Origin of the sequence: Mesorhizobium sp. DCY119, from assembly GCF_003590645.1 — a bacterium.
GTDB lineage: Bacteria > Pseudomonadota > Alphaproteobacteria > Rhizobiales > Rhizobiaceae > Mesorhizobium_M.
In genome coordinates this window covers 1,302,501-1,324,971 of sequence record NZ_CP031834.1, presented here as the reverse complement: position 1 = coordinate 1,324,971, position 22,471 = coordinate 1,302,501, and the positions used below count along the sequence as shown (strand labels likewise).

The 22,471-nt window shown below is 60.6% G+C and carries 14 protein-coding genes, 1 tRNA gene and 2 rRNA genes (1 of these 17 running past the window's edge); 5 read left to right on the top strand and 12 right to left on the bottom strand.

Annotation, left to right across the window (positions count from 1 at the left end; genetic code table 11):
- Positions 1-272 precede the first annotated feature (272 nt).
- A complete protein-coding gene (locus DZG07_RS06445; protein WP_245429595.1) occupies positions 273-2,987 on the top strand; it encodes an autotransporter outer membrane beta-barrel domain-containing protein in 2,715 nt (904 codons plus the stop codon).
- Positions 2,988-3,053: 66 nt separating this feature from the next.
- Here the strand turns inward: DZG07_RS06445 and DZG07_RS06440 are convergent, their stop codons facing one another.
- Both DZG07_RS06440 and DZG07_RS24335 read right to left on the bottom strand, forming a co-directional pair.
- Entirely contained in the window at positions 3,054-3,677 is a 624-nt protein-coding gene (locus tag DZG07_RS06440; protein ID WP_119815265.1) for a LysE family translocator, read from the bottom strand.
- A 100-nt stretch (positions 3,678-3,777) separates the two neighbouring features.
- Entirely contained in the window at positions 3,778-3,903 is a 126-nt protein-coding gene (locus tag DZG07_RS24335; protein WP_280141841.1) for a hypothetical protein, read from the bottom strand.
- Positions 3,904-4,164: 261 nt separating this feature from the next.
- Between DZG07_RS24335 and DZG07_RS06435 the strand changes: the two genes are divergently transcribed.
- Positions 4,165-4,908: a L,D-transpeptidase gene (locus tag DZG07_RS06435; protein ID WP_091915503.1), complete on the top strand. Its 744-nt coding sequence runs from the start codon at positions 4,165-4,167 to the stop codon at positions 4,906-4,908.
- A 74-nt stretch (positions 4,909-4,982) separates the two neighbouring features.
- On the opposite strand, the gene gabT is transcribed toward DZG07_RS06435, so the two are convergent.
- Positions 4,983-6,269 (bottom strand): 4-aminobutyrate--2-oxoglutarate transaminase, encoded by a 1,287-nt coding sequence (gene gabT / locus DZG07_RS06430; protein WP_091915505.1) that lies wholly within the window; start codon positions 6,267-6,269, stop codon positions 4,983-4,985.
- 208 nt (positions 6,270-6,477) lie between these two features.
- Between gabT and DZG07_RS06425 the strand changes: the two genes are divergently transcribed.
- Positions 6,478-7,644 (top strand): diphosphate--fructose-6-phosphate 1-phosphotransferase, encoded by a 1,167-nt coding sequence (locus DZG07_RS06425; RefSeq protein WP_119815262.1) that lies wholly within the window; start codon positions 6,478-6,480, stop codon positions 7,642-7,644.
- A gap of 174 nt (positions 7,645-7,818) precedes the next feature.
- Here the strand turns inward: DZG07_RS06425 and DZG07_RS06420 are convergent, their stop codons facing one another.
- Genes DZG07_RS06420 through DZG07_RS06410 form a run of 3 tightly spaced genes read right to left on the bottom strand, consistent with a single transcriptional unit; the run spans position 7,819 to position 11,166 of the window.
- Positions 7,819-8,214 carry a DUF305 domain-containing protein gene (locus DZG07_RS06420; RefSeq protein ID WP_119815260.1) on the bottom strand — a complete coding sequence of 132 codons (396 nt, stop codon included), beginning with the start codon at positions 8,212-8,214 and terminating at the stop codon, positions 7,819-7,821.
- 14 nt (positions 8,215-8,228) lie between these two features.
- A complete protein-coding gene (cueR, locus tag DZG07_RS06415; protein WP_119815257.1) occupies positions 8,229-8,657 on the bottom strand; it encodes a Cu(I)-responsive transcriptional regulator in 429 nt (142 codons plus the stop codon).
- A gap of 19 nt (positions 8,658-8,676) precedes the next feature.
- Positions 8,677-11,166, bottom strand: coding sequence for a heavy metal translocating P-type ATPase (locus DZG07_RS06410; protein WP_162931562.1), 2,490 nt, complete (start codon positions 11,164-11,166; stop codon positions 8,677-8,679).
- Positions 11,167-11,324: 158 nt separating this feature from the next.
- Here DZG07_RS06410 and DZG07_RS06405 point away from each other — a divergent pair, with 158 nt between their 5' ends.
- Complete coding sequence (locus DZG07_RS06405; protein ID WP_119815251.1) at positions 11,325-11,507, top strand: hypothetical protein; 183 nt, start codon at positions 11,325-11,327, stop codon at positions 11,505-11,507.
- A 2-nt stretch (positions 11,508-11,509) separates the two neighbouring features.
- Here DZG07_RS06405 and kynU read toward each other — a convergent pair whose 3' ends face one another.
- Positions 11,510-12,757, bottom strand: coding sequence for a kynureninase (gene kynU / locus DZG07_RS06400; RefSeq protein ID WP_119821454.1), 1,248 nt, complete (start codon positions 12,755-12,757; stop codon positions 11,510-11,512).
- 154 nt (positions 12,758-12,911) lie between these two features.
- Between kynU and DZG07_RS06395 the strand changes: the two genes are divergently transcribed.
- Complete coding sequence (locus DZG07_RS06395) at positions 12,912-13,658, top strand: GntR family transcriptional regulator (RefSeq protein WP_119815248.1); 747 nt, start codon at positions 12,912-12,914, stop codon at positions 13,656-13,658.
- Between the two features lie 3 nt (positions 13,659-13,661).
- Here DZG07_RS06395 and DZG07_RS06390 read toward each other — a convergent pair whose 3' ends face one another.
- The 5 genes from DZG07_RS06390 to DZG07_RS06370 all read right to left on the bottom strand — a co-directional run.
- Positions 13,662-16,823 carry an efflux RND transporter permease subunit gene (locus DZG07_RS06390; protein ID WP_119815245.1) on the bottom strand — a complete coding sequence of 1,054 codons (3,162 nt, stop codon included), beginning with the start codon at positions 16,821-16,823 and terminating at the stop codon, positions 13,662-13,664.
- A gap of 10 nt (positions 16,824-16,833) precedes the next feature.
- On the bottom strand, positions 16,834-18,171 hold the full coding sequence (locus DZG07_RS06385; protein ID WP_119815242.1) for an efflux RND transporter periplasmic adaptor subunit: 1,338 nt from the start codon (positions 18,169-18,171) through the stop codon (positions 16,834-16,836).
- A gap of 896 nt (positions 18,172-19,067) precedes the next feature.
- Positions 19,068-19,144 (bottom strand) — tRNA-Met (locus tag DZG07_RS06380).
- A 253-nt stretch (positions 19,145-19,397) separates the two neighbouring features.
- Positions 19,398-19,512: ribosomal RNA gene (gene rrf, locus DZG07_RS06375) — 5S ribosomal RNA — on the bottom strand.
- A gap of 224 nt (positions 19,513-19,736) precedes the next feature.
- A 23S ribosomal RNA gene (locus DZG07_RS06370) occupies positions 19,737-22,471 on the bottom strand (it continues 78 nt past the right edge of the window).

Here is a 22,471-nt window from a genome sequence, read left to right as displayed (position 1 = left end):
AACTGTAATTTCGCCGTACACGGTACGGTTGCCTTCATTGCTGGATTATGGCTTTAATGCGGCGGGGTTGAGGCATGGGGATTCTGATTGAGCTCTTCTGATCTATAACATTATTGCATTTGGAGACGGTGATGCGGCACTTCACCTCGGACGACCCGATGCCGGGAATATCGGCATGGGATTCTGTTTCTCGCACGAGGGGCAGAAAGCGCCACCTCGGGCTTCTGGCCTCTACATCAATCGGCATAGCATTCCTTCAGGCAGCGCCGGCCATGGCCGCCTGCACGTTCGTACCGACGGCCGGCAATGACACTTTTGTATGCGACAGCGGCATATCTGCCGGGGGTCTGACGGACCTTCTTGGCAACAACACGCTGCAATTCCCGGACGCGGGCACAGGCACGCTGAACGGCAATGTGAGCTTCGGCGACGGCACCGACCGCATCGAGATGAGTTCCGGAACGATCACCGGCGCGGTCGACCAGGGCGGCGGCGCTGACAGTTTCATCATCACCGGCGGCACCGTCACAGGCAATGTGCAGCAAGGCGGCGGCATCGACGATTTCCAGATGACCGGCGGCGTCATCCAGTCGCTCAACCAGGGCGATGCACTGGACACATTCTTTATGTCCAATGGCCGCATCATCGACTTCTTCGACGACGGCGACCGCGCCATCATGACCGGCGGCCGCATCGGCCGCGTCAACATGAAGCTCGACAAGAATTACTTCAACATGTCGGGCGGCACGATCGACCGCAATCTCGTCACCGGCTTCGATCAGGACACCGTCATCATCTCCGGCGGAACGATTGGCGGCAATATCAGCGTCAGCGGCGGCAATGACAGCGTGACCGTCACCGGCGGCAGCATCGGCGGCGACGTGCTGATGAGCTTTGGCTCGGACACCTTCACCTGGGACGGCGGCGGCATCATCTACGGCACCGTGGATATGGGAGCAGACAACGACACCGCCACGCTGAAAGATCTCACCAACGCCAACCTCGGAGCAACGACGGCCATCACCGGCGGCCTCGGCACCGACAGCCTGACCCTCAATCACGTCCTGACGCCTGGCGTCGCCCGCTTCCAGAGCTGGGAAAGCATTGCGGCCACCAACGACACGCAGCTGACCTTCGACGGACAGCTCAAGCTCGGCGACAGTGGAACCGGCACCGGAACGCTGAGTGTCGATGCGACAAGCACGCTTTACGGCGGTGGCTTCAATAGCGGGGTCAGCGCCTTTACCGCCGGCCAGCTTGCCAGCGTCGTCAACGCCGGACGCATCGACCTTACCAACAATGGCGGCGGCACCAGCGACACATTCACGGTCGGCGGCAACTATGTCGGCAATGGTGGATTGCTGCTGCTCGACACGGTGCTTGACGATGATTCATCCGCTTCCGACAAGCTGGTGATTTCCGGCGGAACGGCTTCCGGCACGACAAGCATCAGCATCATCAACGCAGGCGGTGCAGGCGCCGCCACGACTCAGGACGGCATTCAGGTGGTCGAGGCCGTGAATGGCGCCACCACCGCAGGTGGATCGTTCTCGCTCAACGGCCCGGTCGCGGCCGGAGCCTTCGAATATCTCCTGTTCAAGGGCGGTGTATCCGACGGCACGAGCGAAAACTGGTATCTGCGCTCAACGCTGGTCAATCCTCCGACGCCAGCAGAGGAGCCGCCAACGCCGGCACCAGCCCCCGATCCGCTGGAGCCGACGCCAACAACGCCGGATCCTGCAACGCAGCCGATAGAGCCGGAACCGGAATTGCCGGCCCCACCGCCGCAAGTTACTCCGCCACCGCCAGTGCCGCCTGAGGCAACACCTTCGGATCCTGACCCGGTTGATCCGGCGCCGCCGGTACTGCCGAGCGATCCAGCGCCCGTGGCCCCACCGGCACCAGCCGAGGCTCCTCCACTCGACCCGCCACCGACGCCTCCGGCACCGCCGGTGACACCACCGCCGCTGCCACTCAACAACACCACGCCGCCGCCGACACCCGGCGCGACGCGCGTCGAGGCGGAAGTGGTCCCGCTCTATCGCGTCGAGGTGCCGACCTATTCGGTCCTGCCTCCGGTGGCCTATGAGCTTGGCCTTGCCAATCTCGGCACGTTCCACGAGCGCCGCGGAGAGCAGGCCCTGTTGCAGGGCGTGGACTTCCTGCCGGTGGTCTGGGGCCGCGTCTTCGGACAGGACAACGAGACGAAATGGTCCGGAACGGTCTCCCCGACCTTCGACGGCCATCTGCTCGGCTTCCAGGCCGGCGCGGACCTGTTCGGCTGGGAAAGCTCTTCAGGCCATCGCGACCGTGCCGGCCTGTTCGTCGCTCACTCGAGCATGGACGGCGACATTCGCGGCCAGGCGCTCGGCTGGAACGATCTGGCCGTCGGCAAGCTCAATCTCGACGGGACCAGCGTCGGTGCCTACTGGACACATATCGGCCCGACCGGCTGGTATCTCGATGGTATCGTGATGGGCACATGGTTCAGCGGCGATGCGACCTCGGATCGCAATGTCGGCGTCGACATCGATGGAAGCGGCGTTGCCGTCTCCCTCGAGGGCGGCTACCCGATAGCCCTGACCGGCACCTGGACGATCGAGCCGCAGGCCCAGATCATCTGGCAGCACCTGTCATTCGACGATCAGCAGGACCGGTTCTCCACCGTCTCCTTCGATCCCGGCAGCGGTGCCACCGGCCGTCTCGGCGTGCGCTTGCAGGGCGAAATGCCTTTCGGCGACATGAAGTTGCAGCCCTATCTCAAGGCCAATCTCTGGCACGACTTCAAGAGCACCGACACCGTCTCCTTCGGCTCGGACGCGATTTCGACCGAGCGCAAGGGAACCTCGCTGGAACTCGGCGGCGGTGTCGTCGCCAAGCTCACCGACACGGTCAGCCTGTTTGCCACCGCCGACTACACGACCAATCTCGGCGGCGAGAAGACGCGGGTCTTCGAGGGCAATATCGGCGTCAGTGTCAAATGGTGACGCTGAACGGATGAAAGCAAAGAGGCGGGCATTGCCCGCCTCTTTTTTATCTCGGACTATGAGATCCTAATTGCCGGATCTGACCGCAACAGTGGCGATGCCGGCGCCGACCAGCAGCGTACCGCCGGTCTTGTTGAAGATGCCGATCGCCTTCGGGTTGCGGACGAGATTGCGCGCCCGCGCGGCGACCAGCGCATAGCCAAACGCATTGGCGAAGGCGAGCGCCAGGAAGGTCGTCTCGCAGATCAGCATCTGCGTCAGGAAATCGGCGTTGTGGTCGAGGAACTGCGGCAGGAACGCCACGAAGAAGGTGATGCTCTTGGGGTTCAGCGCCGTCACCAGCCAGGCATGTCCCATCATCTTCGCAGCCGACGCCGTATCCGTGCGCGGCTCTGCATTGAGCGTTCCGCCGGCGCGAAACAGCTTTACGCCGAGATATATGAGATAGGCCGCCCCGATCCATTTGAGGATGGTGAAGACCGTGGCGGATGCCGCCAGCAGCGCGCCGATGCCGAGCATGGAAAGGGTCATGGCGGTGAAGTCGCCGAGCGCTACTCCAACCGCCATCGGGAGCGCGGTGCGCCAGCCCTGGCCGAGCGCATAGGACACCACCAGAAGAATGGTGGGGCCGGGAATGATCAGAAGAACTGCTGACGCGGCCGCGAAGGCTGCCCAGGTTTCAAGCGGCATGGAACTCTCCTTTGCTCAAAGGAGATGATAAATCCCTGCCACCGCGATGATGTAAAGGGGGAAATTTTCGAGGCGAAAAGATCGTCTTTGGGCCGGGTTTTCATGAGAACGCCCGCGCAATCGCAGCCATGATTTCAGCCGCGCTTACATTGGCGCCAAGCACCATCGCAGTCGCGATAATCGTCCCAAAAAACAACGCCAGATCCGTCTTGAATGTCACGCTCATGATTCCCTCGCAGCACAGGCGGGGAACCTAGAAACGGGTCCGGTCGAGATTGTGACGCAACGAAGGTGTTGTTGCGTCTTGCAACCCTCCATTGAGGCATTTTGGCGGTCCCGTTCGATGTCCATGTCGGCAAGTCCTTGCAAAGTCACGCGGAAATGCGATTCACGATTTATCAACCACGATTGATGAAAATGCTAACGGCTTTGATCGCAGGGTTCCGCGAATCCCAGAGCGTGTGTGTTCAACCGTGGAAACGTGCCCGTGTCGCAAAATCCAGCCTTGCCGAAATCCGTGCCTTCCGACGAACCCGGCCTTATTTCGCGGCGAGCAGCCCTGATCGGGCTTGGCTCGGCAGCGCTCCTTGGAACCGCCGGCTGCTCACGCAGCGTGGATATGTCCGCGCTCCAGCTCGACAATGTCACCACCGGCTCCATCCGGCCGCGCATCAGCGTCGACAAGCAGGTGACGCGCCCGGAGCTGATGTATGCCTCCTTCACCGACAGCGGCAACACGCTGCCGGAAATCCCCTTCGCCAAGATCAATCCGAAATTCCGCCGGCAGATCGTGGTCGACCCGACAGGCGAGCAGCCGGGCACGATCGTCGTGCATCTGCAGGAGCGCTTCCTTTATCTCGTACAGCCGGGCGGCGACGCCATCCGTTATGGCGTCGGCATCGGCAAGGATGGCTTCGTCTGGAATGGCCGCGCCAACATCCAGTACAAGAAGGAATGGCCGACCTGGACACCGCCTTCGGAGATGATCGGAAGGCGCCCGGAGCTGGAGAAATTTCGCGGCGGCCAGCCCGGCGGCCTGACCAACCCGCTTGGCGCGCGCGCGCTCTACATCTTCAAGGACGGCAACGACACGCTGTTCCGCGTCCACGGCTCGCCGGAATGGTGGTCGATCGGCACGGCCGTATCGTCCGGCTGCGTGCGCATGATCAATCAGGACGTTATCGACCTTTACAATCGCGTGCCGACCAAGACGCCGATCGTGGTCGTGTAACTACTTCTTGATCCCCTGAAACGGAAACGCCGGCGGTGATGATCGCCGGCGTTTCTGCTTCAAGTAAATCGATCTCAGGCGTTGGCTGCGACCAGCGCCTTTTCCAGCTTGCCCAGACCCTCGGCAAGGATCTCGTCGGAGATCGTCAGCGGCATGAGGATGCGGATCGTGTTGGCGTTCACGCCGCAGGACAGAAGCACCAGACCTTCGGCGAGCGCTGCCGTTGTCACGCGCTTCGTGGCGTCCGCGTCGGGCTCCTCGCTTCCGCGGCTCTTCACGATATCGAACGCGACCATCGCACCCGGTCCACGAATGGCGGACATCGCCACCGTGTCGTTGCGCTGGGCAAAACGGGCCAGTTCGCCCTTGATGCGGTCACCGAGAGAATTGGCGCGATCGATCAGCTTTTCCTCAGCAATCACGTCGAGCACGGCAAGGGCTGCCGCGCAGGCAATCGGGCTGCCGGCATAGGTGCCGCCAAGACCGCCGGGCTCTGCCGCATCCATGATTTCGGCGCGGCCGATGACGCCCGAAAGCGGGAAGCCGCCGGCGAGCGATTTCGCGATCGTCAGCAGGTCTGGCTCGACGCCGCTGTTTTCGATGCCGAACATCTTGCCGGTGCGGGCAAAGCCGGTCTGAACCTCGTCGGCGATCAACAGGATGCCATGCTGGTCGCAGAGCTTGCGCAGCGCTTCCAGCAGCTCTGTCGGAGCCGGATGGAAACCGCCCTCGCCCTGAACCGGCTCGATGATGAAGGCGGCGACGTTCACCGGGTCAACATCTGCGCGGAACAGATACTCGATTGCCTTCAATGTGTCGGCAACCGTCGTGCCAAGCTGCGCAACGGGGAACGGCACATGCCAGATGCCGCCGGGCATGGGCCCGAACTTCTTCTTGTAGGGCGCGACCTTGCCGGTGAGCGCGCTGGTCATCAGCGTGCGGCCATGGAAGGCACCGGTGAAGGCAATCACATTGGTGCGCCCGGTTGCGGCGCGCGCGATCTTGACCGCGTTCTCGACGGCTTCCGCGCCGGTCGAAAACAGGATGCTCTTGGCCTCGCCCTTGAACGGGGCCAGCGCATTCAGCTTCTCGCAGAGCTCGATGTAGGGCTCGTAAGGCACGATCTGGAAGGCCGTATGCGTGAAGGCATCAAGCTGCTCGCGCACGGCGGCAATGACCTTCGGATGGCGATGGCCGGTGTTGAGCACGGCGATGCCGCCGCCGAAATCGACATAGCGCTTGTCATCGACATCCCAGATCTCGGAGCCTTCCGCGCGCTTTGCGAAGACCGGATAGGCAGTCGCCACGCCGCGCGGGATCGCCGCGACCCGGCGGGACTGGAGAGAAGCATTGCTTGTCATGATATTCCTCGTTCAAAAATCGTTCCGCCCCATCTATTCGATGGAGCATGCCGGCGGCAACGGTGCACTATGCTGCCAGCGCAAAGATTGCATGGTTCCAGCGAAGTATCCGCAATTGATCGGATAATATCCGCTTTTGCGCCAATCATGTTGCGCCAAACCGGCAAGCGCGCAATCATGCCGCAAACAGTTCGAGAGGAATGCCTAGATGGCTGCAACATTCGTGATCGCTCAAGGCGGTGGACCTACGGCGGTCATCAACCAGACGATGGTGGGAGCGGTCATCGAAATCCAGAAACGTCACCCGGATGCACGCATTCTTGGCGCACGCCATGGCGTGCGCGGCATTCGTGACGGCGATTACGTCGAACTCTCCGACGTGCCGGAAGAACAGCTCCGCCGCGTCGGCACGACACCGGGCGCAGCCCTCGGCAGCACCCGCGACAAGCCGGACGCAGCCTATTGCGAACTCGTGCTTGCCGGCCTGAAGAAGGTGGGGGCAGACGCCTTCATTTATATCGGCGGCAACGATACCGCCGGAACGCAGCAGATACTGGCCGACGCTTCGGGTGGCTCGATCGCCTTCGTTCATGCACCCAAGACGATCGACAACGACCTCGTCGAAAACGACCACACGCCGGGCTTCATTTCTGCAGGCGAATTCGTCGCCGGTGCATTCCTGAGCGTCGATCTGGATTTCCGCGCTTTGCCCGGCGTCTATGTCGGCATCGTCATGGGCCGTCACGCCGGCTTCCTGACTGCCGCTGCCGCTGCCTGGCGCGACGACGAGGACAGCGGCCCGCATCTCATCTACGTGCCGGAGCGGGCCTTTTCAGTGCCCCGCTTCATCGACGATGTCCGCGCCACGCTCGGCCGCTACAAACGCTGCATCGTTGCCGTCTCCGAAGGTGTGAGCACAGCGGACGGCAAATCGCTGGTGGAAAGCCTGGTGCCGCCAGATCGCCTCGAGCGCGACGCCCATGGCAATCTGAAACTGTCAGGCGGCGATCTCGGCCTCGCCTTCGAGCATGCGCTGCGCGACGGCCTGCCCGGAACGCGGGCGCGTGTCGATGCGCTCGGCTACATGCCGCGCGGCTATATCGGCGCGATCAATGACACCGACTCCCACGAAGCATTCAACGCTGGCGCTTTCGCCGTGGAAGCCGCGGCACAGGGCGGCGGCTCAGTGGCATTGCAGTTCGACGGCAACAAGACCGTCATGAAGCTGGTGCCGCTTTCGGCCGTGGCGGGCAAGACCCGCCACATGCCCGACGATTTCCTGAAGCCGGATATCAACGAGCTTTCCGACAAGGGCATCGCCTATCTGAACCGGCTCGTGCCGGGGAAGTATCAGGTCGGCAAGCCATTCGTCTAAGATCGTTTCAGGTCGCGATGGAAACTGCCCCTCACCCTTACCCTCTCCCCGTAAAGGACGGGGAGAGGGGGTCGTCAGCGTTGCGGCCAGCTTCTTCTCCCCGTTCACGGGGAGAAGGTCCCGGCAGGGGGATGAGGGGCGGCGCACCTGAGCCGGAAAGGCTCTAAAGACCGCTCACTTCGCCGGATGCGCCGCCAGCCATTCGTTGAGCTGCTTGATCTCGCCTTCCTGCGCCTTGATGATGTCTTCGGAAAGCTTGCGGATTTCCGGGTCCTTGCCGTATTCGAGCTGGACCTTGGCCATGTCGATGGCAGCCTGGTGATGCGGGATCATGCCGCGCGCGAAATCGATATCGGGATCGCCCGTATATTCGACCGAGCCCATCGCCTGATGCATCGTGTCCATCGCCTTCATATAGCCCTTGGCTGCCGGCGTCTCAGCCCCGTTCGACATGGCCATGCCGCTCATATCGTGCGTGCTGTGGTCGGTCTGCGCGAGTGCGGCCCCGGCTATGCCGGCACCCAGCAAAAGGGCGGCCGAAAGCGCAACGAGCTTGCGTTGTGAGGTCATGGGAATCTCCTGTTTCAGTGCTTGGAAGGGGATGAATGTTCCGCCACATCGCGCGGCGCCTTGCCGGAAAGATCGTCGAGTATCGGGCAATCCGGCCGCGCATCGCCATGGCAATTGTGGACGAGGTGCTGCAGGACGCCGCGAAGCTCGACGAGTTCCGCGATCTTGCGGTCGACCTCGCCGAGCTTGACCTCGGCCATCGCTTTCACGTCCGCGCTTTCGCGGGCCGTATCGCCATAGAGCGACAGAAGCTGGCGGCATTCCTCAACCGAGAAGCCGAGGCTGCGCGAACGCTGCAGGAATTTCAGCCGATGGACATCGCTCGGTGAATAGTCGCGGTAGCCGTTTTCCGCACGACCGGGCTTGAGCAGCCCGATATCCTCGTAATAGCGGATCGTCTTGGCCGGAAGGCCGGAGCGGTCGGATGCGTCACCGATATTCATGGTTCTCGTCTCCAGAAATTCAGAGCTTCAGCGTTCTAAGCCGCAGCGCGTTGGCTATGACCGACACCGACGACAGGCTCATCGCGGCGGCGGCCAGCATCGGCGACAGCAGCATGCCGAAGATCGGATAGAGCACGCCTGCCGCCACCGGCACGCCGAGCAGATTGTAGATGAAGGCGAAGAACAGGTTTTGCTTGATGTTGCGGATCGTCGCCTGCGCCAGTGTGCGGGCCCGCACGATGCCGTTGAGATCGCCCTTCACCAGCGTGATGCCCGCACTTTCCACGGCAACGTCAGCACCCGTGCCCATGGCGATACCAACATCGGCAGCCGCAAGCGCCGGCGCGTCGTTGACGCCATCGCCGGCCATGGCGATCTTGGCACCCTTGGCGCGCAGTTCGTCGACCAGCGCCTTCTTGCCTTCGGGCAGGACCTCGGCCCGAACCTCATCGATTCCAAGCTTGGCAGCGACTGCCCTGGCGGTGCGCTCATTGTCGCCGGTGGCCATGATGATCTTCAGCCCGCTTTCATGCAGCGCCTTGATCGCCTCGACCGTGGTCTTCTTGATCGGATCGGCGACGGCAACGATGCCGGCAAGCTTGTCATCGACGGCGACGAACATCGCCGTCTTGCCGTCGGCCCGGAGTGCATCCGCCTTGGCGCTCAATGAAGTCGCATCGACCTTAATCTCTTTCAGTATAGCGGCATTGCCGAGCACGACATGCTTTGGACCAACGACGCCCCGGACGCCCTTGCCCGTCACCGCCTCGAAATCTCTGGCGTCAAGCAACTTCACGCCGCGCGTCTTGGCGCCTTCGACAATCGCGTCAGCCAGCGGATGCTCGGAACCCTTTTCCAGTGTCGCGGCCAGCGCCAGCAGCTCCTCCTCGGCAAAGCCGTTCACGGTGACGACATCGGTCAGCACCGGCCTGCCCTCGGTCAGCGTCCCGGTCTTGTCGACGATCAGCGTGTCGACGCCGGCGAAACGTTCCAGCGCCTCGGCATCCTTGATCAGGACGCCGGCGTGCGCGCCCCTGCCCGTCGCCGTCATGATCGACATCGGCGTGGCAAGTCCGAGCGCACAGGGACAGGCGATGATCAGCACCGACACCGCCGAGACGATGGCGAAGATCATGCTCGGTTCCGGCCCGAACAGCGCCCAGACGACAAACGCGGCGATCGCCACCAGCACCACCGCCGGCACGAAATAATAGGCGACGCGATCGGCGAGCCCCTGGATCGGCGCACGCGACCGCTGCGCCTTGGCGACCAGTTCGACGATCTGCGACAGAACCGTATCCGCGCCGACCTTTTCGGCCTTGATGACCAGAGACCCGTTCTTGTTGATCGTGCCGCCGGTGACACGGTCGCCGGCAGTCTTTTCGAGCGGCACGGGCTCGCCGGTAATCATCGATTCATCGATCGAAGAACGGCCCTCGACCACCGATCCATCGACTGGAACGCTGTCACCCGGCCGGACACGGAGCCGGTCGCCGGCCTTGACCTCTTCCAGCGGCACATCCGCTTCCGAACCATCGGCGCTTATCAGACGCGCGGTCTTCGGCGCAAGGTCGAGCAGCGCCCGGATTGCGGAACCGGTACGCTCGCGCGCCTTCAGCTCCAGCACCTGACCGAGAAACACCAGCGCAACGATGACGGCAGCAGCCTCGAAATAGACCGGCACCGCGCCACCGTGCCCCCGGAACGTATGCGGGAATGCATCGGGAAACAGCGTGGCCACGACGCTGTAGAGATAGGCCGCACCGACACCGAGTGAGATCAGCGTCCACATGTTGGGGCTGCGGTTGAGGATCGATTCCCAGCCACGATGAAAGAACGGCAGCGCCGCCCAAAGCACCACCGGCGTCGCCAGCGCGAGCTCGATCCAGACAGCAAGCTTTTCGCCGAACCAGTCGCGCACCGGCAGGCCGACCATCGGCCCCATCGTCAGGATCAGAAGCGGGATGGACAGCGCAGCACTGACCCAGAAACGCCGCGTGAAATCGACGAGCTCGGGATTCGGCCCCTCATCGCCTGTCGGAACACCCATCGGCTCCAGCGCCATGCCGCATTTCGGGCAGGAACCGGGCTTGTCGCGGATGACCTCCGGATGCATCGGGCAGGTGTATTGCGTGCCCTTCGGCATGGCCTGAGGCGCCGGGCGGTCGCCGAGATATTTTGCCGGCTCGGCCTCGAACTTCGTCTTGCAGCCGGCAGAGCAGAAATAAAACCCCTGCCCTTCATGGCGGGCAAAATGCTTGGCGCTGGCGCGGTTGACCTTCATACCGCAAACAGGATCGACGGCTTCGAGATAGGCATCCGGGGTCTTGGTGAATTTCTCGCGGCAGGATGCGCTGCAGAAATGATAGACGTGCCCGCCATATTGAGCCGTCGGCTTGCCTGCAGCCGGATCGACGATCATGCCGCAGACCGGATCACGAACAACCTCGGCGGCAGCGTTGCCGCCATGCGCCCCGCAGCAATTTGCGTGTTCGTGTTGATGATCCATGACTTCAATTCCCATGCCGGTCTTATGTAGGAACTGAACGTAAGGCTTCCAGCAACTGGAAGGTCAAGGCCTATTCCGTTTATTTCGGAACGGTTGACAAAGAGACGAAGTTACCCCTTCAGAGAATCCACCCAAATCAATGAGAGAAAGGATTCGCAATGAAACGCGTCGAGCTTTTGGCTCGCCTGAAATCAGCGCAAGTACATGATCTTTATAGAGGCAAGGACATCACGACCTTGACCGCCTTCATGAACAACACGGAACTTGAGAAGCACATCCAGGGCTTCGAAAAAGGTATCGAAGCCTATGGGGACAGGCGCGCTAAAACGGCGAATGCCTGAGATCAGGTGACGGCAGCACGAACCGCGAAGCGCTCTTCCTTCCAGCTGCCGGTCTTCAGGATGTCATGCAGGATCGCCACCGCATCCCACACGTCGCGATAGCCGACATAGAGCGGCGTGAAGCCAAAGCGCATGACATTGGGCGCACGGAAATCGCCTATGACACCACGATCGATCAGCGCCTGCATGATCTCGTAGGCATTTTGGTGCGCGAACGACACCTGGCTGCCGCGCCGTGCACCCTCTCGCGGTCCGACCAGCGTGACGTCAAATTCGCCACAGCGCGCCTCCACCAATTCGATGAACAGGTCGGTCAGCGCAATGCTTTTCTGGCGCAGAAGCGTCATGTCGACATCATCCCACACGTCGAGCGCGCCCTTCAGCGCTCGCAAAGACAGGATTGGCTGGGTGCCGCACAGAAAGCGGCGAATGCCAAAGCCGGCCTGATAGCCCTGCTCGAAAGCGAAGGGCTTGGCATGGCCCCACCAGCCGGTGAGCGGTTGGCGAATATGCTCATGATGACGCTTGGCCGTATAGATGAAAGCCGGCGCACCGGGGCCGCCATTGAGATATTTATAGGTGCAGCCGACGGCAAAGTCGGCATCGGTACCGTCAAGATCGACCGGCAGCGCGCCGGCGCTGTGGCACAGATCCCAGATGATGACCGCGCCTGCTTCATGCGCCTTGCGGGTCAGCGCTGCCATATCGCGCAACTCACCGCTCTTGTAGTTCACGTGGTTGACCAGAACCACGGCGACCTGCTCGTCTATCAGATCCTCGATCGCCGGTGCATCGACGCCTTCGAGGCGGATGGTGACGCTTGGGCGGGTCGCGGCAACGCCTTCAGCCATGTAGATGTCGGTCGGGAAGCTGCCGCCTTCGGCCACGATCACCGAGCGGCCCGGCCGCAGCCAGAGCGCGGCATGCAGCGCCTTGTAGATGTTGACCGAGGTCGTGTCGCAAACCACCGTTTCGCCTGCGGCAGCGCCGATCAGCCGGCCGACGCTGTCGCCCAGCTGTTCGGCAAGTTCGAACCAGCCGGCGCGGTTCCAGCTTCGGATCAGGCCATCGGCCCATTCCTCGCGCGCTGCCTTGTCGAGTTCGGCGAAAGCGCTCTTTGGCGCAGCACCCAGCGAGTTGCCGTCGAGATAGATGACGCCCTGCGGCAGCACGAAACGGTCGCGCATATCGCGCAGCGGATCGGCAGCATCACGCGCTTCGATAGCGGCAAGATCTGGAACTGCACTCATGATCGACAACCCTCGTTTTTTCGCGCGCGGATGCTGGCTCAGCCACCGCGCAAGAGATCATACGGGCCCAACATCACCTGTCAATATTATATATAATTTCTGTAATTGACACATATCATATATAAAGCAGCAAACAGAACCAACGGATCAGCCCATGGATGGCGAGCACATCAGCAAGACCGAAGCGGCCTACCGCACTTTGCGGCGGGACATCTTGTCGACACGGCTTGGCCCCGGCGCGCCACTGAAACTCGGCGCGTTGCGTGGCACCTATGGCATCGGCTGGACGCCTTTGCGCGAGGCCTTGTCACGGCTTGAGGCCGAGCGCCTGGTAACGGCGATCAGCAATCGCGGCTTTGCCGTAGCAGAGGTATCGCGGGAGGAACTGGAAGACCTGACCCACGCACGCCTGCTCCTCGAGGTGCCGCTGTTCGTGGAGTCGATCCGGAATGGCGGCGGTGAATGGGAGGCGTCCGTCATCACCGCCCATTATCGCCTGTCCCGCTGCACGCTTGCCGTCGAGAATCCTTCGGAAGCAGCGCTCGACGACTGGGATGAAAAGCATCAGGCATTTCACGACGCCCTGCTCGGCGCAGCCACGTCACGCTGGCTTTTGCGTTTTCAGGAAACGATCTCCGATCAGCTGCGCCGCCACCATCGCTTCCTCAGCCTCGCTCCAATGCTGCGGGCGGCGGCCGGGAAGGAGAGCGGGCATGAACAGGCGCTGGCCGCACTGCGCGACGCCACCGCGATCGAACATCACACGCACCTGATGGAAGCCGCACTCGACCGCAACGTTGAGCGCGCCGAGGCCCTCATGACCCAACACATCGGCTATACGCTCGATGTTTACGCGCGGTCTGAGGAAGAGCCGGCCAGCACGAAACATCGCCACCGCTGAACGTTACTCGGCAGCCTGCTTGGACCCTGCGATCTCGACGGGCAGCGTTTCAATCACAGCGCTCTTCTCACCGCGCCCGGTGATCCGGCCGAGCCAACCCGACAGCTGTTCCATGTAGAGGTACAGGACGGGCGTAACGAAAAGCGTCAGCGTCTGCGACACCACGAGGCCGCCGACGACCGCAACGCCCAGCGGCTGGCGCAATTCGGCGCTCGCGCCCGCACCAAGCGCAATCGGCAAAGTGCTCATCATGGCAGCCAGCGTCGTCATCATGATCGGCCGGAACCGCATCAGGCAGGCCTTGTGGATTGCCTCCTGCGGCGAGGCCCCTTCGCGCCGAAGCGTCAGCGCCACATCGATCATCATGATCGCGTTCTTCTTGACGATGCCGATCAGCATCAGCAACCCGATGACAGCGATGACCGACAGGTCGAAGCCGAACCACCCTATCGCAAGAAGCGCGCCCGCCGCTGCCGCTGGCAGGCCGGAAAGAATGGTAATCGGGTGAATGAAGCTCTCATACAGGATGCCGAGCACGATATAGATCGTCAGGATCGCACCGAGAATGAGCAGCCCCTGGTTGGCTGCCGCATCCTCGAATGTCTTGGCCGTTCCATAGAAACTGGTCGTCACCGACTGCGGCATGTCGATCTGCGTCTTGAGCCGATTGATCTCGTCGATGCTGTCGCCCAGCGCCACGCCGTTCGGCAAATTGTAGGAGATGGTGACCGCCGGCAACTGCCCAAGCTGGTTGACGGTCAGCGCACCGGCAACTCTTTCGATTGTCGAGAAGGCCCCGAGCGGCACCAGCGTCCCTGTACTCGTGGAAACCTGCAGCCGCGAAAGCCGTTCCGGCGTCCAGTTTATCTGCGGGTCGAGTTCCAGGATGACCTCGTAGCTGTCGCTCGACGTATAGATGGTCGAAACCTGCTCGGCACCGAAACCGCTATAGAGCGTAGAGCGCAACACATCCGCCGTGATGCCGAGCGAGGCAGCCTTGTCGCGGTCGATGACCAGCCTTGCCTGCAAGGCGTTGTTCTGAAGGTCGGAGCTGACATCGGTGAAGAAGCGCCTGTCGGTGCTCATCGCATCGTTCAGCTTCTGCGCCCACTCGTTCATCTGGGTTTCGTCCAGGCTCTGGACGACAAGCTGGTATTGACTGGCCGAAGAGCGCGCGCCGACCGAAAGATTCTGCACCGGATTCATGAACGTGTTGATGCCGGGGATTTCGCCAAGCTGATGACGCAGGTCCGAAAGAACGGTCTGCAAGGGCGGCCGCTCGGATTTGGGCTTCAGCTCTATGAAGAGCCGGCCCGAATTCATTGCATTCGAGCCGCCGCCGGCCCCACCACCGCCGACGGAACTGCCGACATGCGTGACATAGGGCGATTTGGCAAAGACGTCGGCGACCTTCGCCTGAAGCGCGCTCATCGCGTCGAAGGAAATGTCCTGACGCGCCTGCGTCGTCACCTGAAGCTGGCCGATATCTTCCGTCGGAAAGAAGCCCTTGGGAATTGTGTTCAGCTCATAGAACGTCAGCCCGATCGTGCCGAGAAAGACCAGGAAGACGACCAGATGAAAGCGGAAACACACCTTCAGCAATCGGTCGTAACCGCGAACGACCACATCGAACCCGCGCTCGAGCCAGGCGCCGATACCGCGCTTGTCGCCTCCGTCGGACAGGGATGTTGTGGGCATGCGCGACGCAAGCATCGGCGTCAGCGTCAATGAAACGAACGTGGAAGCGAGGATCGCAACGACCACCACCACGGCAAATTCGTTGAAGATCTTGCCGATCACACCGCCCATCAGCAGAACGGGTATGAAAACGGCAACCAGCGAAATCGATATCGCGATGATGGTGAAGCCGATCTCTCGCGAGCCCTTGAGTGCTGCCTCGAACGCGCTGTCGCCATTCTCCTCCATGTGGCGGACGATGTTCTCAAGCATGACGATCGCATCGTCCACGACGAGGCCGACGGAAAGCGTCAGCGCCATGAGCGAAATGTTGTCGATGGAAAAGCCGAACAGATACATCACGCCGAGGGTGGCGATCAGCGAAATCGGAACTGCCAGAGCGGGGATGAGCGTTGCCCAGACGCGGCGCACGAACACGAAGATCACCATAACAACCAGCGCGATCGTGAGCGCCAGCGTGAACTGCACGTCACTGACCGACGCGCGGATGGAGGCAGCGCGATCGTTCAGCGTTTCCAGCGAGGCAGCCGCCGGCAATTCGCTCTGGAATGTCGGCAGCATCTCCTTCACGCGGTCGACCACCGCGACCGTATTGGCGTCAGGCTGACGCTGCACGGCGAGGATGATGGCGCGCGAGCCGTCATACCAGCTCGCCGTCTGCGTGTTCACCACCGAGTCGATAACCCGTGTCACGTCGCCGAGACGAACCGCCTTGCCGTTGCTGCTTGCTATGATGAGGTTGGAGAAGGCGGCCGCGTTGTCGAGCTGGGTGTTCGCGACAATGGTCAATTGCTGCTGGCTGCCTTGCAGGGTGCCAAGCGGTGCGTTGCTGTTGGCTGCGGCGATTGCTGTCTGGAGCTGGGAGACGGAAATGCCGCGTGCGGCCAGTGCATTGGCGTCGATCTGGATGCGCACGGCATATTCCTGGCTGCCGAAAATCGAGACCTGGGCCACGCCATTGAGCGTGGAAAGCGAAGGCGAAATGACCTGCTGGGCAAAGGCATCGAGGTCGGTCAGCGGCACGACATCGCTTTTCAGGGCGAGAAGCAGGATCGGCGCATCGGCCGGATTGACCTTCCGGTAACTCGGCGGCGACGGCATCTCATCCGGCAGGGCGCGCTGCGTGCGGGTGATGGCTGCCTGCACGTCGGCAGCAGCAGCATCGATGTCGCGATCGAGGTCGAACTGAATCGCTATCGACGTCGTGCCGAGCGAGTTCGTCGTCGAGATGCTGTCGATGCCGGCAATGGTGGCAAACTGCTTGATCAGTGGCGTCGCGACCGATGTGGCCATCGTGTCGGGCGAAGCGCCCGGCAGGGAAGCCGAGACATTGATGACCGGAAAGTCCGCCCGCGGCAGTGCCGCAACCGGCAGCGCGGTGTAGGCGAAGAGGCCGGCAAGCACCAGCGAAAGCGACATCAGGAGCGTTGCGACGGGCCGGCGGATGCAGAATTCGGAGATCGTCATCGCCGTCGCCCTACTGTTGTACGCCGTCCTGCGCGGTGGCTTGGGACTTCTCGTAAGCCGCAGGCTGGACGGCCGAACTGCCATAGGCGTCTGCTGTCGCCGTAGTCGGCTTGACCGCAGCACCCGGCTTCAGCCGCAACTGCCCCTCGGTGACGATCTTGTCCCCCGGTTCGAGGCCCGAAGCGATCGCGGAGGTGTCACCGTCACTCAGCGCCACTTTGACAGGGCGAACCTCAACGGTGTTGTTCGACCCGACGACATAAACGAACTGGCCGTTCTGGCCGGGCTGCAGCGCAACCGTCGGAATGACCGTCGCGTCGTTCAGGTCATCCTGATCGATCTCGACATCGACAAATTGCCCCGGCCAGAGCACGAAACTGCCGTTCTCAACGGTCGCGCGCATGGTGATCGTCCCGGACGCCGTATCGACCGCTGAATCGATGAAATCCATCCTTCCGGATGCGATCAGATCGGCGCTGCCGCTCTTGAGAACCCTGACCTCGGGCGCCTTGCCGGCATCCAGCAGTGGTTTGAAAACCTGCAGATTGTTCTCGGGGAGATGAAAACTGACCTGGATGGGATCGACCTGCGTGATCGTGACGAGGCCGGAAGTCGTGCTCGACGACGTGCTGGAGCCGCCGACCAGATCGCCGACCGAAACCTGCACCGCACCCAGCCGTCCCTCGATCGGGGCGGTAATGCTGGTGAAATCGAGCTGTATCTGATCAGCCTCGACGGTTGCCTGATCGCTTTCCACCGTAGCCTGTGCCGATTGCTGCGCGGCAAGCGCGTCGTCATAGGCCTGTTGCGTGCCCGCCTGCTTGGTGGCGAGATCCTTGGCACGGTTCATATCGGCTGTCGTGCTGACCAGAAGCGCACTGTCCTTGGCCAGAATGGCCTTGTCCCGCGCCAATTGCGCCCGCAGCGCCCGGTCGTCCAGCGAGATCAGCAGATCGCCCGCCTTGACCATCTGCCCGTCTTTTACGTGAATTTCCGTCACCTGGCTGGAAATCCGCGCGCCGACCGTAACCACAGCCGGCGATTGAACGGTGGCGAAGCTGCGGGTGACGACCGGAAAGGATTGCTTTTGCGCTGTGGCGACGATCACGGCGATCGGCCCACCCCCGCCCGATCTACCCTTCCCGGAGGAACCCGCCGATTGCGCCGTGGCTGTATTGGCATTCGACGTTGCCGCATCCGGCTTTTTCGCGGCATCAACAGGCGGATTGCCCGAGATAAGCTCCGTGACATAGCGCTGGCCGGTGCTGGTCAGACTCGGAAAGAAGAACAAGACGCCGGCTATGCCGAGCGCCGCAATGGCAAGGACAACGAAGTGGGAAGCCTTCATAACTTCGACCTTCAGAAACCTGACGATATTCTATGGATTGGAAGCCGCCCAAAGCAATGACGCTTTGCTTCGGGACTTAAGGACGCGAAATGCGGGTTTCGGGCGCTGCATGAAACCGCATTCCTATAACCGGCCTCGACCTCTAACATCGCTTTATGTCCCGACGAGGCGCAAAACGTTGCATCACGACCCGGCAATTTGACGAAGGACTGCATGCCGAACAAGGCGGCATGCGTCCAGACGGTCGAGATGTAGGGGAGAAAACCGGTCCAAGCGAGGCGAAACCCGCGGATTACCAAGATTTAATATGCCGTTTATTTGTGCAGCTGGGCTGGCGACAGGGTGGCGCGTTCATCGTGTGGCTGTTGCGTTGGGGGCGGATGGATCTGTGGATTGGGGTGTGGAGCTGTTGGCGGGTGGCAGAACGACAAAACCCGCAGCGGGTGCTGCGGGTTTTGTTTTTGATTTGGTTGCGGGGGTAGGATTTGAACCTACGACCTTCAGGTTATGGTCCGCAGGACGAGGAGCTACCATTGCCAGGGAAGCGAAGCTTCCCGCCAGCGATCGGTAGTGGTGCGGCTTTAGTGGTGCGGATTTTTTGGGATTAAGTTGGTTGCGGGGGTAGGATTTGAACCTACGACCTTCAGGTTATGGTCCGCAGGACGAGGAGCTACCATTGCCAGGGAAGCGAAGCTTCCCGCCAGCGATCGGTAGTGGTGCGGCTTTAGTGGTGCGGATTTTTTGGGATTAAGTTGGTTGCGGGGGTAGGATTTGAACCTACGACCTTCAGGTTATGGTCCGCAGGACGAGGAGCTACCATTGCCAGGGAAGCGAAGCTTCCCGCCAGCGATCGGTAGTGGTGCGGCTTTAGTGGTGCGGATTTTTTGGGATTAAGTTGGTTGCGGGGGTAGGATTTGAACCTACGACCTTCAGGTTATGAGCCTGACGAGCTACCGGGCTGCTCCACCCCGCGTCAACTATTCGGCTAAGCCGGCCGGGCAGCCCGGACTTTTTGGTTTGTCCGTCCTCGAAGCCTTTGGCTTCTGCGGGCGGACGGGGCGCTGCTCCACCCTTGCGTCAACTATTCGGCTTTTGGCCGGTCTTTTGTAAGCTGATGCTTACCTTATTACGATGGTCTTCCAACAGAAAGGGCCGCTTGCGCGGCCCGGTGTACCCGTTGGCGGGCCATTATCGTTAGGAGAAGATGATTTACATGCACTTTGCAGACCTGGCAGCGACTTACTCTCCCGCGTCTTGAGACGAAGTACCATCAGCGCTGGAGCGTTTCACGGCCGAGTTCGGAATGGGATCGGGTGCAGCCGCTCCGCCATAACCACCAGGTCGGCAAAGTGCATGTATTTTCGAGAAGCTGTAGGCCGTAGCCAGTTGTCTTTTGTGCTGCAAGTCGCTGCCGACTTACCAAGCGATGCACCCGCTAGCGTGCGACTGCACGCCGTGGCTTATGCCACGCCCCGTCCGGAGGCCAGCCTGGCGTTAACCAGGCGATACGGCCATGAGGACAGGAGAGCTGGATGCTCATCGCAGATGAGCATTGGTAAATGAGAACGATCAAGCCAATCGAGCTATTAGTACCGGTAAACTTCATGCATTGCTGCACTTCCATACCCGGCCTATCAACGTGGTCGTCTTCCACGGCTCTCAGGGAATACTCGTTTTAAGGTGGGTTTCCCGCTTAGATGCCTTCAGCGGTTATCCCGTCCGTATATAGCTACCCTGCTATGCGGCTGGCGCCACAACAGGTCCACCAGAGATACGTCCATCCCGGTCCTCTCGTACTAGGGACAGATCCTTTCAATATTCCTACACCCACGGCAGATAGGGACCGAACTGTCTCACGACGTTCTGAACCCAACTCACGTACCGCTTTAAATGGCGAACAGCCATACCCTTGGGACCTGCTCCAGCCCCAGGATGCGATGAGTCGACATCGAGGTGCCAAACAACCCCGTCGATATGGACTCTTGGGGGTCATCAGCCTGTTATCCCCGGCGTACCTTTTATCCGTTGAGCGATGGCCCTTCCACGCGGGACCACCGGATCACTATGACCGACTTTCGTCTCTGCTCGACTTGTCAGTCTCGCAGTCAGGCAGGCTTATGCCATTGCACTCAGCGAACGATTTCCGACCGTTCTGAGCCCACCATCGCGCGCCTCCGTTACTCTTTAGGAGGCGACCGCCCCAGTCAAACTACCCACCATACATTGTCCCGGACCCGGATAACGGGCCGCGGTTAGACATCCATAGAGATAAGGGTGGTATTTCAAGGGTGGCTCCACCAAGGCTGGCGCCCTGGCTTCAAAGCCTACCACCTATCCTACACATGCCACTACGAATGCCAATGTAAAGCTATAGTAAAGGTGCACGGGGTCTTTCCGTCTAACCGCAGGAACCCCGCATCTTCACGGGGAATTCAATTTCACTGAGTCTATGCTGGAGACAGCGGGGAAGTCGTTACGCCATTCGTGCAGGTCGGAACTTACCCGACAAGGAATTTCGCTACCTTAGGACCGTTATAGTTACGGCCGCCGTTTACTGGGGCTTCGATTCAGAGCTTGCACCCCTCCTCTTAACCTTCCAGCACCGGGCAGGCGTCAGACCCTATACGTCGTCTTGCGACTTCGCAGAGCCCTGTGTTTTTGATAAACAGTCGCTACCCCCTGGTCTGTGCCACCCCCATACACTTGCGTGCAAAGGGGTCACGCTTCTTCCGAAGTTACGCGTGCAATTTGCCGAGTTCCTTCAGCATAGTTCTCTCAAGCGCCTTGGTATACTCTACCAGTCCACCAGTGTCGGTTTCGGGTACGGTCTATAAGTGGGAGCTATTTCCTGGAACCACTTCGCCGCCAGATCAATCCAATAAGACCTGACAACACACGTGATCCGTCACTACCCACAGGCCCACGAATATTAACGTGGTTCCCATCGTCTACGCATTTCTGCCTCGACTTAGGGGCCGGCTAACCCTGCTCAGATTAACTTTAAGCAGGAACCCTTGGACTTTCGGCGGGGGAGTCTCTCACTCCCCTTACGTTACTCATGTCAGCATTCGCACTTCTGATACCTCCACCACCCCTCACGGGTATGGCTTCATCAGCTTACAGAACGCTCCGCTACCGCTTGACCCTTGCGGATCAAACCCAAAGCTTCGGTGCATGGCTTTAGCCCCGTTACATTTTCGGCGCAAAGACCCTTATTTAGACCAGTGAGCTGTTACGCTTTCTTTAAATGATGGCTGCTTCTAAGCCAACATCCTGGTTGTTTTGGGATCCTCACATCCTTTCCCACTTAGCCATGACTTGGGGACCTTAGCTGTTGGTCAGGGTTGTTTCCCTCTTCACAATGGACGTTAGCACCCACTGTGTGTCTGCCGACTAGTACTCTCGGGTATTCGGAGTTTGGTTAGGTTTGGTAATCCGGTGAGGACCCCTAGCCCATCCAGTGCTCTACCCCCCGAGGTATTCGGTCGACGCTCTACCTAAATAGATTTCGCGGAGAACCAGCTATTTCCGAGTTTGATTGGCCTTTCACCCCTAGCCACAAGTCATCCCGAACTATTGCAACAGTTATGGGTTCGGACCTCCAGTAAGTGTTACCTTACCTTCATCCTGCTCATGGCTAGATCACTCGGTTTCGGGTCTAATGCGACGAACTGAACGCCCTGTTCAGACTCGCTTTCGCTGCGCCTACACCTACCGGCTTAAGCTTGCTCGTCACACTAAGTCGCTGACCCATTATACAAAAGGTACGATGTCACCCTTGCGGGCTCCATCTGTTTGTAGGCAATCGGTTTCAGGTACTCTTTCACTCCCCTTGTCGGGGTGCTTTTCACCTTTCCCTCACGGTACTAGTTCGCTATCGGTCATGCACGAGTACTTAGGCTTGGAGAGTGGTCTCCCCATGTTCAGACAGGATTTCACGTGTCCCGCCTTACTCAAGGATTTTTGTTCGCGTTACGTGTACGGGGCTGTCACCCATTCTTGCCCTACTTTCCAGAAGGTTCCACTTGTCTCACAAAAATCACTGGCCTGGTCCGCGTTCGCTCGCCACTACTTGCGGAGTCTCGGTTGATGTCCTTTCCTACGGGTACTTAGATGTTTCAGTTCCCCGCGTTCGCCACTTTATCCCTATTGAATTCAGGATAAGTTACCTAATAACGATACTTGTAAACCACAACCGCCACCAAACCGAAGTCCGGCAGCAGCTCTGATTTTACAAGTACCTTAGGTGGGTTTCCCCATTCGGAAATCGTCGGATCAAAGGGTATTCGCACCTCCCCGA